General features: G+C 63.5%; 6 protein-coding genes. 2 read left to right on the forward strand and 4 right to left on the reverse strand.

All coding sequences use genetic code 11. The features are described from left to right. Nucleotides 1–159 precede the first annotated feature (159 nt). Nucleotides 160–13,056: a non-ribosomal peptide synthetase gene (locus tag GH769_RS16365; RefSeq protein ID WP_153649865.1), complete on the reverse strand. Its 12,897-nt coding sequence runs from the start codon at nt 13,054–13,056 to the stop codon at nt 160–162. A 51-nt stretch (nt 13,057–13,107) separates the two neighbouring features. Then, on the reverse strand, nt 13,108–13,860 hold the full coding sequence (locus tag GH769_RS16370) for a thioesterase II family protein (protein ID WP_020302031.1): 753 nt from the start codon (nt 13,858–13,860) through the stop codon (nt 13,108–13,110). Nucleotides 13,861–14,161: 301 nt separating this feature from the next. Between GH769_RS16370 and GH769_RS16375 the strand changes: the two genes are divergently transcribed. Continuing rightward, nucleotides 14,162–14,713, forward strand: a complete 552-nt coding sequence (locus GH769_RS16375) for an RNA polymerase factor sigma-70 (protein WP_032904207.1) — start codon at nt 14,162–14,164, stop codon at nt 14,711–14,713. A 514-nt stretch (nt 14,714–15,227) separates the two neighbouring features. Here GH769_RS16375 and GH769_RS16380 read toward each other — a convergent pair. Both GH769_RS16380 and GH769_RS16385 read right to left on the reverse strand, forming a co-directional pair. Beyond that, nucleotides 15,228–16,016: an ABC transporter substrate-binding protein gene (locus tag GH769_RS16380; protein WP_032904206.1), complete on the reverse strand. Its 789-nt coding sequence runs from the start codon at nt 16,014–16,016 to the stop codon at nt 15,228–15,230. Between the two features lie 92 nt (nt 16,017–16,108). After that, nucleotides 16,109–16,732 carry a TetR/AcrR family transcriptional regulator gene (locus GH769_RS16385; RefSeq protein WP_014719316.1) on the reverse strand — a complete coding sequence of 208 codons (624 nt, stop codon included), beginning with the start codon at nt 16,730–16,732 and terminating at the stop codon, nt 16,109–16,111. A 153-nt stretch (nt 16,733–16,885) separates the two neighbouring features. Between GH769_RS16385 and GH769_RS16390 the strand changes: the two genes are divergently transcribed. After that, a complete protein-coding gene (locus GH769_RS16390) occupies nt 16,886–18,664 on the forward strand; it encodes an acyclic terpene utilization AtuA family protein (RefSeq protein WP_032904205.1) in 1,779 nt (592 codons plus the stop codon). The last annotated feature ends 1 nt before the right edge of the window (nt 18,665 follow it).

Consider the following 18,665-nt stretch of genomic DNA (forward strand, 5'->3'; position numbering starts at 1 on the left):
CAGGCCGCCATCGCAGGCAAGCCAGCTCCCACATTTGGATCGCGGTGCACCAGCTCGATCAGCGTCGGCTGCCAGGCCGTCACGGGAGCAAGCTCCCTCGCCACAGGTCCAGCTGTGTAGATGCCTATGCTGCAATGAGGCCCTGACAGACAACGAAGATCAAAGCCCCTCCAACTCTGCCATCAAATCACTCAACCGATCCACCTTCTCGGCACTGATCTCATTGCCCGCCACCCCCTCGATATACTCGGCCAACTGCGCCACGGTGCTGCACTCGAACATCGCCCGCAACGGCACATCGCGCTGCAGTGTCTTCTGCACCCGCGAGGCAATCTGCGTGGCCAGCAGCGAGTGCCCGCCCAGTTCGAAGAAGTTGTCCTGCACCCCGACCCGCTCGACCTTCAGCACCTCGGCCCAGATACCCGCCAACGTAGTTTCCAGTTCAGTGCGCGGCGCCACATAGTCCTGATTGTGCAACTGGCCGATCTCCAGGGCCGGCAGGGCCTTGCGGTCGAGCTTGCCGTTGGCATTCAGGGGCAGGCGGTCAAGCCATAGCCAATGCAGTGGCACCATGTATTCCGGCAGTTCGGTACGCAGGCGTTGCTTGACGCGCTCCAGCTGTTCACTCGGTTCCAGCGTGGCATCGGCGGCCACTAGGTAGCCGACCAGATGTTTGCCATTGGCCCCCTCTTGCACACCCACCGCCGCGTCGCGCACGAGGGGTTGTTCATGCAGGCGCGCTTCGATTTCACCCAGTTCGATGCGGTAGCCGCGAATCTTCACCTGGTGGTCGATACGCCCGACATACTCCAGCACCCCATCGCTGCGACGCCGTGCCAGGTCGCCGGTACGGTAGAGGCGCTCACCAGGCGCGCCAAAGGGGTTGGGTACAAACACCTGGGCGGTGCGCAACGGATCGCTGACGTAACCGCGACCGACACCGGTGCCAGCGACGCACAACTCGCCCACGGCGCCTTGGGGCACCAGTTCCAATGCGCCATCGAGCAGGTACAAACGGTTGTTGTCGGTCGGCGTACCAATCGGCAGGTAAGTGCCACGGGTCGACGCCAGATCGACGCGGAAGAACGCCACATCATCGGAGCATTCCGCCGGGCCGTAGGCATTCACCAGGCCAATTTGCGGGTAACGCAGCAGCCACTGATGGGCCAACTCCGGCGGCATGGCCTCCCCGGTCGGCAACATCCAGCGCAGGCCGTCGAGGCGGATACGCTCCTGGGCCAACATGCCCTGGATCAGCGACGGCACACTCTCCAGCACGGTGATGCCCTGTGCTTGAACGTGGGCCAACAACCCTTGCGGATCATGGGCGATGGTATTGGGCACAATGTCCACACGCGCGCCAAACAGCGGCGCGGCGAGGAACTGCCACACAGAAATATCGAAGCTTTGCGACGCGGTCTGGGCGATCACATCGGCATCGCTCAGGTTCAGGTACGGTACCTTGCTCAATTGGTTGTTGAGCATGCCGCGCTGTTCCACCATCACACCCTTGGGCAAGCCGGTGGAGCCTGAGGTGTAGATCACGTAAGCAAGGTTGTCCGGGCCACTGTAGACACCTGGGTTTTCACCACGGGCGGGAATTTGCTCCCACACCAGCAACTGGCAATCGACACCTTCGAGCAACTCGATGGCCTGTTCACGGCACGCCTCGGTGCACACCAGCAACGGCGTGCGGCTCAGGTCGATGATGCGGCTCAGGCGCTGGCCCGGCAGGCCCGGGTCCAACGGCAGGTAGCCGGCGCCGGCCTTGAAGCTGCCGATGATCATGCCGAGCAAATCCAGCCCACGTTCAGCCAACAACGCCACCGGTTGGTCCAGGCCGACACCCGCCGCAATCAGCGCGTGGCCGAGGCCATTGCTGCGGCGATTCAGATCCTCGTAGCTCCATTGCTGGTCAAGACAACTGGCGGCGATACGCTGCGGATGCTGCGCGACCTGCGCCTCGAACAACTCGATATAGCTGCGTTTCAGCGGGTAGGCATGTGCGCTCTGGTTACAGCCTTCCACGAGGAATTCACGTTCCTGCTCACCCATCAGCGCCAGCTCGTCCATGTCACCATGGAAGCCCTGCACCAGCGCCAGCAACAGGCGCTTGAATTCAGCGAGCATGCCTTGCACGGTGCTTTCGTCGAAATAACGCTGGTCGTAGGACAGGTGCAAACCGAGGTCATCGCCTGGATAGCACACCGCCGTCAGCGGGAAGTTGGTGTGGGTACGGCCAGAATCCGAGGTGGCGTTCAGGCTTTGCGCACGGTCCAGCACCGAGACTTCCACTGGCGCGTTCTCAAACACAAACAGACTGTCGAACAGCGGCTGGCCCTTGGGCAATTCGCTGTGTTCCTGGATCGTCACCAACGGCAGGTATTCGTACTCGCGCAGTTGCATATTGCTGTCGAGCAAGGCGCTCAACCACTGGCGCACGCTGCAGCGCTGGCCGTCCTCGGGCAGTTTTACCCGCAACGCGATGCTGTTGATAAACAGGCCGACAGTGCGTTGCATCTCGGGCATGTCCACCGGGCGACCAGCCACGGTGACGCCGAACAGCACGTCGCGATCGCCACTCAAACGCCGCAGCACCAGGGCCCACGCCGCCTGGGCGAAAGTGTTGACGGTAAGCTGATGCGCCTGGGCCAGTTCGCGCAGTTGCGCACCGTCGCGGGCATCCAGGCGGGTGTAGCAGTCGCCCACCACCATGCCGCCGCTGCCACCAGCGTGTTCGCGCAGGAACGGGCGGTCGCTCGGGATCGGCGTGGCGCGCTCGAAGCCTTGCAAGTTTTGCTGCCACCACTGGCGCGCTTCGTTGAGGTTCTGGCGTTGCAGCCAGGCAATGTAGTCGCGGTAGCGCGGCGGCGCGGCCAGTTGCGCATCGCGGCCTTCGCCCAGGGCTGTGTAGATATCAAAGAAGTCATTCATCAGCAGCGAACGGCACCAGGCATCGATCAGGATGTGGTGGTTGCTCATCATGAACCAGTAGCGCGCCTCGGCCACGCGGATCAGGCGCAAGTGGAAAGGTGCTTGATTGAGCAGGTCAAAGCCGGCTTCGCGCTCGGCCTTGAGCAAGGCTTGCAGACGCGGCTCCTGCTCATCCTGCGGGTCGGTGCTCCAGTCCAGGTACTCGATCGGCGTGCTGCCGGGCTTGTGGATCACTTGCAGCATGTCTTCGCCGACGTTCCAGCAGAACGAGGCACGCAAGGCTTCGTGGCGGGCGATCACCGCTTGCCAGGCCTGGGCAAAACGCTCCGGGTCCAGGGCGCTGTTGATGCGATAGCGGTCCTGCATGTAATACAGGCCGGTGCCGGGCTCCAGCAGCGTGTGCAGCAGCAAGCCCTCCTGCATCGGGGTCAGCGGGTAGACATCTTCGATGGCGCTGGCCGGGACCGGCAAGGCGTCCAGTTGCACCTGGCTCAGGCGCGCCAGGGGGAAGTCGGACGGCGTGAGGCCGCCGGCATCGTCCTGCAGGCAATGGGCGATCAGGCTGTGCAATTCGGCCAGGTAAGCTTCGGCCAGATCGCCAATCACCTGCTGATCATGCCGCTCACGGCTGAAGGTCCAGCGTAGCACTAGCTCGCCGCCATACACCTGGCTGTCGATGCTCAGTTCGTTGGGCAACGGCGCATCCGGGTCATGGGCCTGACCGGCGGATTCCTCCAGCGGATGGAACAGCGCGTCAGTGCCAAAGCTCTGGTCGAACTGGCCCAGGTAGTTGAAGGTGATCTGCGCGCTCGGCAATGCGGCCATGCTCTGTTTGCACAGGTCATCGGCCAGGTAACGCAGCACGCCATACCCCAAACCTTTATGCGGCACGCCACGCAGTTGCTCCTTGATCGCCTTGATCGAGTCGCCTTGCTCGGCCTGCGGCGTCAGACGCAACGGATAGGCACTGGTGAACCAGCCCACGCTGCGGGTCAGGTCGATGTCATCGAACAAGGTTTCGCGGCCATGGCCTTCCAGCTGGATCAGTGCCGAGGCCTGCCCGCTCCAGCGGCACAGTACGCGGGCCAGGGCGGTCAGCAACAGGTCGTTGACCTGGGTGCGATAGGCACTCGGCGCCTGTTGCAGCAACTGCCGGGTGCGCTCGGCATCCAGGCGCACGCTGACCGTGTCGGCATCGCAGTTTCGCAATGTTCCGTGTGGGCGCTGCACCGGCAAGGTCACGGCGGGGCCAGCCAATAGGGCTTGCCACAGACTCAACTCTTCGCGCAGGGATTCACTGTGGGCATAGGCTTGCAAGCGCGCAGCCCAATCGCGCAGCGCGCTGGTCTTGGCCGGCAGGCTGACGGACTGGCCTTCACTGAGTTGGCGGTAAACGTTTTGCAGGTCTTCCAGCAGGACGCGCCACGACACGCCGTCCACCACCAGGTGATGGATGGCGATCAGCAAGCGTTGCTGGCCTTGCGGCCCGTCCACCAGCAAGGCGCGCAACAGCGGCCCCTGTGCCAGGTCGAGGCTGCGCTGAGTGTCGGTGAACAACGCCGTGCACGCCTGCATGTCGCGCACCTGCGCCTGCAGCAGCACGCCGCCTTCCGGCACGCCCAGGTATTTGGCATGCCATTGCGCATCGCGCGGGGTAAAGCTCAAGCGCAGCGCGTCGTGGTGTTCCAGCACCGCCAGCAGCGCTTGCTCCAGGCGATGGGCATCGAGCAGTTGCAGTGGCTTGAGCACCAATGCCTGGTTCCAGTGCTGGCGCGCCGGGATGTCGGTGTCGAAGAACCAGTGCTGGATCGGCGTGAGGCCCGAGGGGCCGGTCAGCAATCCTTGCTCGGCGATGATGAGCTCCGAGCGAGTCGCCACGGCAGCCAGGCTCTGTACGGTCTGGTGCTGGAACAGGTCACGGGGGCTGAAATGAATCCCGGCCTGGCGCGCCCGGCTCACCACCTGGATCGACAGGATCGAGTCGCCGCCCAGTTCAAAGAAGTTATCGTCGAGGCCCACTTGCTCCACGTTCAGCACCGCGCACCAGATGGCGGCCAGGCTGTGTTCCAGCTCGCTGCGGGGCGCGACGTAGGCTTGGCGATTGGCCTCTGGGTCCGGCTCAGGCAAGGCGCGGCGGTCGAGCTTGCCGTTGGCGGTCAGCGGCATGCTCTGCAGCACGATCAGATGCGCGGGCACCATGTAGTCCGGCAGTTGCGCCTTGAGGTGCGCCTTCAACGCGTCGCGCAAGGCGGCGTGCTCGGCATCGCTGACCAGGTACGCCACCAATTGCTTGCCGCTCGGCGCATCCAGTGCCAGCACCACCGCTTCGCGCACAGCGTCATGTTCGAGCAAGCGCGTTTCGATTTCGCCCAGTTCGATGCGAAAACCGCGGATCTTCACCTGATGGTCGATGCGCCCCAGGTACTCCACCAGGCCATCGGCGCGTTGGCGTACCAGGTCGCCGGTGCGGTACAGGCGCCCGCCCTTGCCAGCAAACGGGTCTGCGACAAAGCGCTCCGCCGTCATCCCCGGCCGCTGGTGGTAACCCTGGGCCAGGCCGGCGCCACCGATATACAGCTCACCGCTGGCGCCCTGGGGCACCAGCGCCAGGTCGGCGTCGAGAATGTAGGCCACGCGCGCGCCGACGATGCTACCGATCGGCACACTGCCAGCGCCCTCCTCCAACTGCTCGGGCGCCAGGCTGGCCAGGGGCATCACCACGGTTTCGGTGGGGCCGTAGGCGTTGAAGAACAGCTGGGGCGTAAACGCCGCACGGATGCGTTGCAGGTGTTCGCCGGTCAAGGCTTCGCCACCGGTGATGCACATGCGCACCGGCAGTGTCTGTTGCTGGGTCGCCAGCCACTGCGCCAACTGGCTGCCGTAGCTGGGGGTGAAACCGAGCACATTGATGCGATGGGTACGGATCAGCGCGCAGATCTCTTCGGCATCCCACTGGCCCTGGGCGCGCAATACCACCCGCGCCCCGCACAGCAGCGGCACCAGCAAACGTTCGGTGGCAGCGTCGAAGTTGATCGAGTAAAAGTGCAGTTCGCAGTCATCCGGGCGCATGTCAAACCGCTCGATCACTGCCTGGCAATGCATGGCGATCTCACCGTGGGACACCACCACGCCTTTGGGCTTGCCCGTGGAACCCGAGGTGTAGATGAGGTACGCCTGGTGTTGCGCCAGACTCACGAACGGCAGCGCTTCGGCGGGGTAATTCGCCAGCACCGGCGAGTCATCCTCCAGGCACCAGCACGCCACCGTCGCCGGCAACTCACCAAGAGCTTCGAATAGGGCCGCATCACTGAGCAGCAGACCGATGTCACTGTCTTCGATCATGTAATGCAGGCGGTCCAGCGGGTATTCCGGGTCCAACGGCACATAGGCACCGCCGGCCTTGAGGATCGCCAGCAAACCGATGACCATTTCCAGCGAACGCGGCAGCGCCAGGCCCACGCGCACCTGCGGGCCCACGCCACGCTCGCGCAGCATCCAGGCCAGGCGGTTGGCGCGCTCATCCAGTTGCGCATACGAGAGGGTCACACCGGCAAAGGTCAGCGCCGGGGCCTCCGGCCGCTGGCTGGCCTGCTGGCTGAACAGTTGATGGATGCACTGGTCGAGGCGATGCTCGCCCTTCTCCACCCCCAGGCTGTCTTGCAAGGCGCGTTGTTCATCTGCGCTCAGCAACGGCAATTCGCTCAGGCGCTGGCCAGGATCGGCGACCAACGCTTCAAGCAAGTTGCGCCAATGCTCGGCCATACGCGCAATACGCGGCTCGTCGAACAGGTCGGTGCTGTAGGTCAGGCAGCAACCCAGGCGATGGTCGAGGTCGGTGACTTCCAGGTTGAGGTCGAACTTGGTCGCCCGCGCATCGTTGGCCAGGTACTCCACGGTCATGCCAGCCAGTTGGCGGCTTTGCTGGAATTCCCAGCGCTGCACGTTGCACATCACCTGGAACAACGGGTTGTACGCCGCGCTGCGCGGCGGTTGCAGGGCTTCCACCAGATGGTCGAACGGCAGGTCCTGGTGGGACTGGCCCTCGATCACGGTATGGCGCACCTGCTCGAACAGCTCGCTGACCCGCATCTGCCCAGTGAGCTGGCAACGCAGCACCTGGGTATTGAGGAACGCGCCAATCAAGCCTTCGCTTTCCGGACGGATACGGTTGGCCACTGGCGCGCCGATGCGCAGGTCGGTCTGGCCGCTGTAGCGGTAGAGCAACACCGCCAGGGTCGCGGTCATGGTCATGAACAGCGTGAGGCCGTGCTGGGCGTTGAAGGCACGCACGCGGGCGGCCAGCTCATCGCTCAAATCAAAGCGGTACAGCTCGCCCCGGTGGCTTTGCACGGGTGGCCGTGGACGGTCGCCGGGCAGTTCCAGCAACGGGTGTTCGTTGCCCAGTTGGGCGGTCCAGTAGTCCAGCTGACGCTGGCGCTCACCGGCTTCCATCCACTGGCGTTGCCATACGCTGTAATCGAGGTACTGCACCGGCAACGCTGGCAGCGGTGAGTCGCGCTCGTCGATAAAGGCTTCGTACAAGGCGCTGAGTTCACGGGCAAAGATGTCCATGGCCCAGCCTTCGGTGACGATATGGTGCAGGGTCAGCACCAGGTAATGTTCCTGCTCGCCGGCCTTGACCAGGCAGGCGCGCAACAGCGGCCCGGTTTCCAGGTTGAACGGCGTGTGCGCCTCGACATCGGCCAGTTGCTGCAAACGCTGCTGGCGCTGCGGCTCATTCAGCGCGGAGAAATCCTGCCAGTCCATGCGCACATTGGTTTGCGCCGAGACCTTTTGACAGGCCACACCATCGACACTGGGGAAAGTGGTGCGCAGGGTTTCGTGACGCATGATCAAGGCCTGCAAGGCGGCCTCGAAACGTCCCACATCCAGCACGCCGCGCAGGCGCGCCATGCCGCCGACGTTGTAGGCCGGGCTGTCCGGTTCCATCTGCCAGAGGAACCACATGCGCTGCTGGGAATAGGACAAGGGGACCGGCTGGCTGCGGTCGACTTTGGCGATGGCCGTCTGTTGGTTGCGCTGGCCCGCCGCCTGGATCAGCCCGACCTGCTCGGCGAAATCGCCCAGCTCGCTGGCTTCGAACAGGGTGCGCAGCGGCAGTTCGACGTCACAGGCCTGGCGGGTGCGGGAGATGATTTGCGTGGCCAGCAACGAGTGCCCGCCAAGTGCGAAAAAGTCATCGCGCAGGCCGATGCGTGGCAAGCCAAGCACCTCGCGCCAGATCGCGGCGATGTGCAGTTGCAAAGGTGTATGCGGTTCGACGTGTTCGCGGGTTTGCCATACCGGCTCTGGCAAGGCACGCCGGTCGAGCTTGCCGCTGGGGCTCAGGGGCATGGCGTCCAGGCGCATCAGCAGCGCGGGCACCATGTACTCCGGCAACTCGGCAGCCAGGGCGATTTTGACCCTTTGCTCATCCAGTTCGGCGTCGGCGGTGTAGTAGCCGATCAACTGGGCATCACGTACCAGCACCACGGCCTGGGCGATGCCTGCCTGGGCCAGCAGGCGCGCTTCTATTTCTTCCGGTTCCACCCGGAAACCCCGCAGCTTGACCTGCTGATCGAGGCGTCCGAGGTATTCGAGCACACCATCGGCGTTCCAGCGCGCACGGTCACCGGTGCGATACAAGCGGGTGCCCGCCGCGCCCAGCGGGTCGGCGACAAAACGTTCGGCCGTCAGCCCGGCACGGCCCAGGTAACCCCGCGCCAGGCCGATACCGCCGATGCACAATTCGCCCGGCACACCGGCCGGTAGCGGGTTGAGTTGCTCGTCCAGTACGCGGCAGATCACATTGCCCAATGGTCGGCCAATCGGCGAGCGCTCACCATCCGAGGCGGCGCACTGCCAGTGGGTGACGTTGATCGCGGTTTCGGTCGGGCCATAGCGGTTGTGCAATTGCACCGCGGGCAAGCGCGCCAGTACACGGTTACGCAACTCGGCGGGCAAGGCTTCGCCACCGGAGAACAGGCGACGCAGGCTGGTGCATTCGGCTGCCAGGGGTTCATCGATAAACAGCTGTAACAACGGTGGCACGAAGTGCAGCGTGGTCACCCCATGTTCCTGCACAAGCTGCGCGATGCGGTGCGGGTCGCGATGTTCGCCCGGCCCGGCCAATACCAGGCGGCAGCCGGTAATCAGTGGCCAGAAGCATTCCCACACCGACACGTCGAAACTGATTGGCGCCTTTTGCATCAGCACATCGGTTTCGTTCAGTTGATAGGTGGCCTGCATCCACTGCAAACGCTCGGCCAGGGCGCCATGGGTGTTGCCCACGCCTTTGGGTTGGCCGGTGGAACCGGAGGTGTAAATCACGTAGGCGAGGTTATCGCCGTGCAGGTGCAAGCCTGGCGCCTGGGTCGGCCAGCTGTCGAGGTGCAGGCTGTCCATGGCAATCACGCACACGCCTTCGGCGCTAGGCAGTTGGGGCAGCAACGCGGTCTGGGTGAGCAGCAGTTGCACGCCGATGTCCTTGAGCATGTAGGCCAGGCGTTCAGCGGGGTAATCCGGGTCCAGCGGCACGTAGGCGCCACCGGCCTTGATGATGGCGAGCAGGCCGATCAGCAGTTGCGGCGAACGCTCGGCGGCGATGGCCACGCACACGTCCGGGCCGATGCCTTTGTCGCGCAGGTAATGGGCCAGGCGGTTGGCCTGGGTGTGCAATTGGGCGAAGGTCAGGCTGCCGCCCTGCCAGACCAATGCGGTGGCGTCCGACGTCTGTTGGTTGAGCAGCTCGGGCAGCCAGTGCCGGGCCGGCGCGCAGGGGGCTTCGCTCCAGGGTTGCTGTTCGTCAGCCTGCATCAACGGCAGATCGCCGATGGCGTGTTGTGGTTGCGCGCACACAGCGTGAAGTAGATGGATGAAGTGCTCGGCCAGACGCTGGATGGTCGCGCAATCGAACAGCTCGTCGGCGTAGTCGAACGACAGGCTCAAGCGCCCATTGCGATCTTCTTCGCTGTGCAGTTGCAGGTCGAACTTGGCTTCGCGGCTGTGCCAGGGCAACTCATCGGCCAGCAGGCCCGGCAGGCGGCGCAAGGCACTGAGGTCGCGCTGCTGGTGGTTGAACATGACCTGGAACAGGCCCTGTTCGCGGGCCTGGGGGAAGGCTTCCAGCAGTTGTTCGAAGGGCAGGTCCTGATGGGCCTGGGCGGCCAATGTGGTCTCGCGGGTGGCGGCCAACAACTGATTGAACGGCAGGCGCCCGTCCAGCTCGGCGCGCAGTACCAGGGTGTTGATAAAGAAGCCGATCAGGCCCTGGGTTTCATGGCGTGGGCGGTTGGCATTGGGCACGCCGATACGGATGTCGCGCTGGCCGCTGTAGCGATAGAGCAAGGTCTGGAACGTCGCCAGCAGCAGCATGAACGGCGTTGAGTCATGGGCCTGGGCGGTCTGGCGGATCGCCGCACTGAGGCGCGCATCCAGGCGCTGGCGATGGCGCGAGGCGCTGTGCCGATGCTGGGCGGCACGCGGGTGATCGGTGGCCAGGTTCAGGGCCGGGTGCTCGTCACCCAACTGCGCTGTCCAGTACGTCAGCTGTCGCTGGCCCTCGCCTTCGGCCAACCATTGGCGCTGCCAGCTGCCGTAGTCAGCGTATTGCAAGGCCAGCGGCGGCAACTCCAGGGACTGGCCTTGGGCGGCAGCGGCGTACAGGCGCGAGAACTCGTCGATCAGGATATTCAGCGACCAACCGTCAGCAATGATGTGGTGCAGCGTCACCAGCAGTTGGTGCTCTTCATCGCCCAGGCGCACCAGGGTAACCCGCAGCAACGGGCCTGTTTCCAGATCGAACGGGCTGCGCGCCTGGTCTTCGCGAACCTGTTGCGCACGGGCTTCGCGCACGGCGTTTGGCAAGTCGCTGAGGTCGATGACCGGCAGTTCGAAATCCGCCGTAGCCTCGACACGCTGAAACGCCTGACCATCGCGCTCGTAGAAGCGCGTGCGCAGGGCTTCGTGACGCTGGATCAGTTGCTGGAAGCTGTGGCGCAGTGAGTCTTCATCCAGCTCGCCGCGCAGGTGCAAGGCGCCTGGAATGGTGTAGGCGCTGCTGTGAGGGTCCAATTGCCAGGTGATCCACAGGCGGTTCTGTGCCAGGGATTGGGGCAGGTCTTCTTGACGCGATAAGGCGTGCATTGCGCCTTGGGCCACGCCGCCGTCCTGTTGCAGTTGCGCCACAGCCGCAGCAAAGGCCGCGAGTGTCGGCGCTTCGAACAGCAGGCGCAGGTTCAGCTCCAGCCCCAGGCTTTCGCGCAGGCGGGCGACCACTTGGGTCGCGGTGATGGAGTTGCCCCCCAGCAGGAAAAAGTGGTCGTCGCCCGCCACCTGGGCCAGTTGCAGTTGCTCGCACCAGATCGCCGCGATCCGCTGTTGCAGGTCCGATTCCAGCGCCACTTCGCTCGCCTGCCCCTGCTGCCCGGGGAACTGCGCGTAGCTGTCGAGGCTGCCATCGGCATGCCCAATCGCACAGGCCGCACGCTGCACTTTGCCGCTGGAGGTCTTCGGCAAGGCGCCGGGGTTGAGCAGCACCACCACGCTCGGGGCTTGCTGGCAGGCCTCGGCCACGGCTTGGCGGATCGCTTTGATCAGCGCTTCGGGCGGCAGGATTTTCTGCACGCTGCGGCTGATTTCCGCGGCGATGCCGATGCCTTCCAGGCCCTGGTCATTCACCGCAAACGCGGCGACTCGGCCCTTGCGCACCACTTCCACTTCGCGCTCGATGGTCTGTTCGATGTCCTGGGGGTAAAGGTTGTGGCCGCGCACGATCAGCAGGTCTTTCAGGCGCCCGGTGATGTACACCTCACCGTCGCGGATAAAACCCAGGTCACCGGTGCGCAACCAGGTGCGGCCAGCATGCTGGACGAAGGTCTTGGCGCTGGCTTGCGGGTTGCGCCAGTAGCCGTGGGCGATGCTCGGGCCCGTGGCCCAGAGTTCGCCGACGCACTGGTCGGGCAGCTCGGTGAGGGTGTGCGGGTCGGCGATCAGCACGGCGTGGTCCGGCTGGCTGGTGCCGCAACTCATGATCGCAGGGCCCTGCCCCGGTTCGGCGCGGTTGGCGGCCAGCGCCTGTTCGTCCAGGCGCAGGGCGGGAATGCCACGGCCACGGGTACCGCCGGCGACAAACAGGGTGGCTTCGGCCAGGCCGTAGGAGGCGAAGAAATTATTCGGGGTAAAACCACAGGCGGCGAATTTTTCCGCGAAGCGTTCCAGGGTGTCGAGGCGGATCGGTTCGGAACCCGAATAGGCCACGCGCCAGCGGCTCAAATCCAGGCGCTCCAGGGCCGACTCACTGACCCGTTCGCTGCACAGGCGGTAGGCGAAGTCCGGGCCACCGCTGATGGTGCCGCCGTATTCGCTGATCGCCTCCAGCCAGCGCAAAGGTCGGCCAAGGAAGTAGGCCGGCGACATCAATACGCAGGGCACGCCGCTGAAGATCGGTTGCAGCAGGCCGCCGATCAGGCCCATGTCGTGGTACAGCGGCAACCAGCTGACGATCACGTCATCGGGGTTGAGGTCGATGCCAAAACCACGGCGGATCAGCACTTCGTTGGCCACCAGATTGCCGTGGCTGACCTGCACGCCCTTGGGCAATGCAGTGGAGCCGGAGGTGTATTGCAAGAACGCGATGTCGTCGGCCTTGAGGTCGGGCTCGACCCACTGGTCGGCCCGCTGCGCCTCCAGGGTGTCGACGCTCAACACCTTGGGCGCGTTTTCAATCTGCGCCAGGCCCTCGCTGAGGCTGGCAATGGTCAACAGCAGCCGCGGCTCGGCATCGCTGATGATCGACAGCAGGCGCTCCTGGTGATGACGGCGCGTGGATTCCGGTGGATACGCCGGCACCGCGATCACCCCGGCGTACAGACAACCAAAGAACGCCGCCACATAGTCCGGGCCACTCGGGAACAGCAACACCGCACGCTCGCCCAGGCCAGCGTTGGCTTGCAAGGCAGCGGCGATGGTGCGGGCGCGTTGGTCGAGGTCGCGATAACTGAGCACCACACTGTGCTCGGCGCTCTCGGCGAGGAAGCGCAACGCCACCTGGTCCGGCGTCTGCGCAGCACGCTGTTGAAGGGACTGGACCAGGGTGCGGGGGAGTTCGAAGGCGTCCATCATGGGGTTCCTGCCTGAAATCGGCTTACGGGAAATTCGGGAAGTCGGTGGGGTTCAGCCGGCGACGAGCTGCCGCGCCGCGCCAATGCGCCAGCGCGCCAAGTGCTCGTCGGCATAGCGACGCACGCAGCGCAGCACGGCGCTTTCGTGCTGCACGAGGAAGAAGTGATGGCCGTCAAACATGTCCAGGGAAAACCCACTGGCGGCGTCGAGTTGCCAGTCGAGCAACTGGTCGGCACGCACGCTGTCTTGCTTGCCACCGAACACATGGATCGGCAGCGCCAGGGGCTGGCGCTCGCCATAGGTGAAACTGCCGCACAGCAGAAAATCGGCGCGCAGGATCGGCAACATCAGTTGCATCAGCTCGGGGTTGGCCAGGGCTTCTTCGGCGGTACCCTGCAATTCGCGCAGGCGGGCAATCAGTTGGGCATCGGTCTTTTCGACGGCGTACTCGCTCACATCACGACGCGCCGGGCCCGCCGTGCCGGACGCGAACAACGCCAGGGGCGCGGGCAGATTGCGCGCGTTCAGAGCGTGAGCCAATTCAAACGCCAACAGCCCGCCAAGGCTGTGGCCGAACAAGGCATAGGGACCATCCAGATCACGGCTGATTTCTTCAGCAAGCTGCGCGGCCAAGGCCTTGATATCGCGCTGCAATGGCTCGTCCATGCGCATGCCGCGTCCCGGCAATTCCAGCGGGCACACTTGCAGCCAGTCCGGCAGCACCCGGCGCCAGCGAGCGTAGACCGAGGCGCTGGCGCCTGAGTGGGGCAGGCAAAACAGGCGCAGCCGCAGGGACGTACTCATCCCGCGAGGACTCCGAACTGAAACACGCTGAATGCACGATAAAAACCCATCTGGTCCTCCTGCGGGTGCTGGTCCTTGGCCGTTGTACTAACGAACCTGTCACCCATGAGAACGGACGGAGCCTTCAAATAATTAGTCGCCGGGGGCGAGCGAGACATGGTTCACACCTTTGCCCAAGGCATAAGATTAGTTCGTCTTCTCATTTGACAATCATTATCATTAAGCATAATTTGTTGCCCGATATGTAGGAGGCCTCAGCAGGGATGCCCTCCCCTAACCTATTCGCAGCAAGGTGATTTCCATGACGGAACAAGTATCCACAGGCAGGTGCGATTCACCCCTTCTCCAGGCGTTCGTCGACAATCGACTGATTTTGGTGAAGATCGCGGCCCGTATCACCGGGTGCCGCTCCCGCGCCGAAGACGTGGTGCAGGACGCCTACTTCCGGCTGCAGTCGGCGCCGACCATCACCTCATCGTTCAAGGCCCAACTGAGTTATCTGTTTCAGATCGTACGCAACCTGGCGATCGATCATTACCGCAAGCAGGCCCTGGAGCTCAAATACTCCGGGACCGAAGAGGAAGGCTTGAATGTGGTTATTCACGGCGCTTCACCGGAAACCTCGCACATCAATTTCAACACCCTGGAAAACATCGCCGACGCCCTGACGCAACTGCCCCAGCGCACCCGCTACGCGTTCGAGATGTACCGCTTGCATGGCGTGCCGCAAAAAGACATCGCCAAGGAGCTTGGGGTGTCTCCGACCTTGGTGAACTTCATGATTCGCGATGCGCTGGTGCATTGCCGCAAGGTGTCGGGCAGTCATAGCGATACGTTTGCGCGGCGGGTTTGAGCACAGCGAGGACATTCTGGGTAAGGGCCCACGGTAACCACGATGCGAAGCGAGTCGCTCTTGATCTGCTTTTGATCTTGATCTCAGGCGCCCCGTTAAACCACGCTGGCCGAACGCAGGCTTGAATTCGTGGGTAACCCGGCAGGACGCCGGGTTAGCCGCCCCGCGCCATGGATGGCGCGTGGCGGCGGCCCACGGATTCAAGCCTGTGTTCGGGCACACCGAGCCTAAGCGAGGTGCCGAGTGGTGGGGCAAGAGCCTTTTGCTTACTTTTGGGCTCCTTTCAAAAGTGAGCCGCTGTCAGAGCGGAACCCTAAGTGGCCGTTACCGCAGGAATGGATATGTACACAATCCAACTGTGTCGCCTGTCAGGCCGCCTTCGCGAGCAAGCCCGCTCCCACAGTTGGATTGTGGGGTGTCAGGTAGATAGGTGTCGGCTGGCAGGCCGTCATCGCAGGCAAGCCAGCTCCCACAGTTGACCCCACTGAGCCCAAAGGATCTTATTTACTGCGATCTAGGGCAGTGGCGTCACATCAATACGATACGGCTCAAAAATCCTCAGCATCTGCCCACTGCTGCGTAGCCCCTTGAGCAACGCCGAAAACGCCTCCCCCGTGATCGGTGTCTTTGGCCGCAACAACGCGTAGTGGTGATACACCTGATCAATACGCTCCGACACCAAAAACTGCCCCGCCATGTCCGCGTTGCGCACCATGAAATCACTCAGGTACGAGCGGGTAACCAGCGCAATATCTGCACGCCCACGAGCAACCATCAGCAGGTTACTGTCATGGGAATAGGTCAACGTCGCGTTGAAACGCTCGGCCATGTTCTTGGGATCGGGATTGAAGTCGGCGAAGGCATAGTGATACCCGCTGAATACCGCCAGGCGCTTGCCGCTGAGGTCGGCGAAGTAGCTCTGGTCACGCCCGGGTTGGCGCTGGGCAACGAAGATTTCCGCATCTTCCAGCCCCATATCAACACTGGTATGGGCAATATTCTGCCAACCCCAGGAAGGGTTTTCGAAGATAGCCATGTCGACCCGGCCTTGCTCGAAGTCACGAAAACGCCGAGGTATCGAGGTAGGCACCACCACAAACTGGTAATCGGTTTGCGCAGCGTTCAACGCCTCGACCAATTGCGGCAGCAACCCGGTGTCGGCGCCTTGTTCAGGGCGTACGGTGTAGGGCGGAAAATGCGCCGCGCCGATTCTCACCAACTGCGCGGCACCAGCCTGCGTCCACGCGGCGGTGCCCAGTGCCCATAAAGTAAGTCCTGCAGCCAGCCGCCATGGCGAAAACATCGAGGCACACACCGTTGAAGAGTTCAATGCCGATAAGCTAGGCGTTTTTACTGGGGGAGACAACTTTCGCCAGCAAATTAATAACTTGCGCCTCAGTCCGACTTCAGCACCATCAACAAGGCCTCTTCGGCCAACTCCTCAAGGGTCAGGCTGCCTTGGGCACGAAACCAGGTGGTGGTCCAGGATAAGGCCCCCGTGAGGAAGCGCCGGGTAATAAACACATCGCCCCGGATGTAGCCAGCGGCCTTGGCCTCGCCCAGTACCTGCAACCAGATCTGCTCATACACGTCACGCAGGGCTAGCACGTGCGCCTGGCCTTCGGCCGACAGCGAGCGCCATTCGTAGACCAGCACCGCCATGGCCTCGCCACTGCCGCCCATGATCGACTGCAACTCGCAGCGGATCAGCGCCAGCACGCGTTCGCGCACCGTGCTCGCCTCCTCCAGTGAAGCGCGCATCATCGCGGTGTTGTAATGGATGGTTTCCTCCATCACGGCACGCAATATCTCATCCTTGCTCTTGAAGTGATGAAAGATGCTGCCGGACTGGATGCCCACGGCGCTGGCCAGATCTCGCACGGTGGTGCGCTCGAAACCCTTGTTGCGAAACAGATGAGCCGCGGTTTGCAGCAACTTGCCGCGGGCGCTCTCGGGGTCGGTCAATTGGCCACTGTCGACCATGGTGCGCATCACCCCCAGGGCTTTGTGCTCATCCATGCTGCTCTCCTTCACGTCTACTGTCGTCTTGGCCGGCAATTTAGGCCGTGACTGCCACCCAAGCAAGCGCTTGGGTAAAACTTGTGACTGGAGTTTACAAACCAAGCGCTTGCTTGGTAGTCTCGGCACCAGCCCTTAGAGGAAGGATTTCTCATGAGCAAGACGGTACGTATCGGCTGCGCCAGCGCCTTCTGGGGCGACACTTGCACCGCCGCCGCCCAATTGGTGCAGGGCGGTGCCTTGGATTACCTGGTGTTCGATTACCTCGCGGAAGTCACCCTGTCGATCCTCGCCGGTGCCCGCCTGAAAGACCCCAAGGCCGGTTACGCCACGGATTTTGTCGAGGTGCTGACACCCCTGCTGGCGGATATCCAGCGCCAGGGCATCCGGGTGATCAGCAATGCCGGTGGTATCAACCCCCAAGCCTGCGCCGCCGCCCTGCAAGCGGCCTGCGATAACGCGCACATCCCGCTGAAAATCGCCGTGTTGCTCGGCGATGACCTGCACCCTCAACTCAAACAGCTGCCACCTGTCACCGACCTGTACAACGGCGCTCCGCTGCCGCCTCTGTGCGTGTCCGCCAACGCCTACCTCGGCGCACCGGGCATTGCCCAGGCCCTGGGGCTCGGCGCTGATATTGTCATCACCGGCCGGGTGGTCGACAGCGCAGTGGTCAGCGCGGCACTGGTGCATGAATTCAATTGGTCATGGCAGGACTACGATCATCTGGCCCAGGCCGCCCTGGCCGGGCATATCATCGAATGCGGCGCCCAATGCACCGGCGGAAACTTCACCGACTGGCGTGACGTGCCCGACTACGAACACATCGGCTTCCCTATCGTCGAAGTCAGCGCCGACGGCCAGTTCACCGTCAACAAGGTCGAAGGCAGCGGGGGGCTGATCAGCGAACTCAGCGTGGCCGAACAACTGCTGTATGAAATCGGTGACCCGCGCGCCTATGTGCTGCCGGACGTGATCTGCGATTTCAGCCAGGTCAAACTGCAGCAACAAGGCAAACACGCGGTGCGCCTGCACGGCGCCAGGGGCCTGCCACCCACCGACCAGTACAAGGTCAGCGCCACCTACCCCGATGGCTTTCGCTGCACCGCCAGTTGCCTGCTCGCTGGCATCGACGCGGTGGCCAAGGCCGAGCGGGTCAGCCAGGCGCTCATCAACAAGACTTCGGAGCTGTTCAGCCAGCGCGGCTGGGCGCCCTACACCGACGTCAACATCGAACTGCTCGGCAGCGAAGCCACCTACGGCGCCCACGCCCGGCGTGCGGATTGCCGCGAAGTGGTGGTGAAGCTGGCGGTGCGGCATCCGAACAAGCAGGCGCTGGTACTGTTCGCTCGCGAGATCGCCCAGGCGGCCACCGGCATGGCACCGGGGCTGACCGGCATTGTGGGCGGGCGGCCGACGGTGTATCCGCTGATTCGGCTGTTTTCGTTCCTGGTCGACAAATCACGGTGTAGCGTCGCCATCGAGTACCAAGACCAACGTCATGCCGTCGAGCTGCCCGCCTCCGCGCCTCTGCTCACGCCGGCTGTGCCCATCGAGCCGGCCAAGCCGGAGGGCCGTGCCGATGCCAGTGTGCCGCTGGTGAAACTCGCCGTGGCGCGCTCAGGTGACAAGGGCAACCACAGCAATATCGGCGTGATCGCTCGCCACCCTGACTACCTGCCGTGGATCGCCGAAGCCCTGACCCCGGAGGTAATCGTCGACTGGATGGACCACGTGCTCGACCCGATCCATGGCCGCGTCGAACGCTGGTATTTGCCCGGCAGCCACAGCCTGAATTTCCTGCTGGAGAATGCCCTGGGCGGCGGCGGTATCGCCAGCCTGCGCATCGACCCGCAAGGCAAAGCCTTCGCTCAGCAACTGCTGGAAATCCCCATCGCCGTGCCGCAACACATTGCCGACCAACTCACCTAAA

Origin of the sequence: Pseudomonas sp. CFSAN084952, assembly GCF_009648855.1 — a bacterium.
GTDB lineage: Bacteria > Pseudomonadota > Gammaproteobacteria > Pseudomonadales > Pseudomonadaceae > Aquipseudomonas > Aquipseudomonas paracarnis.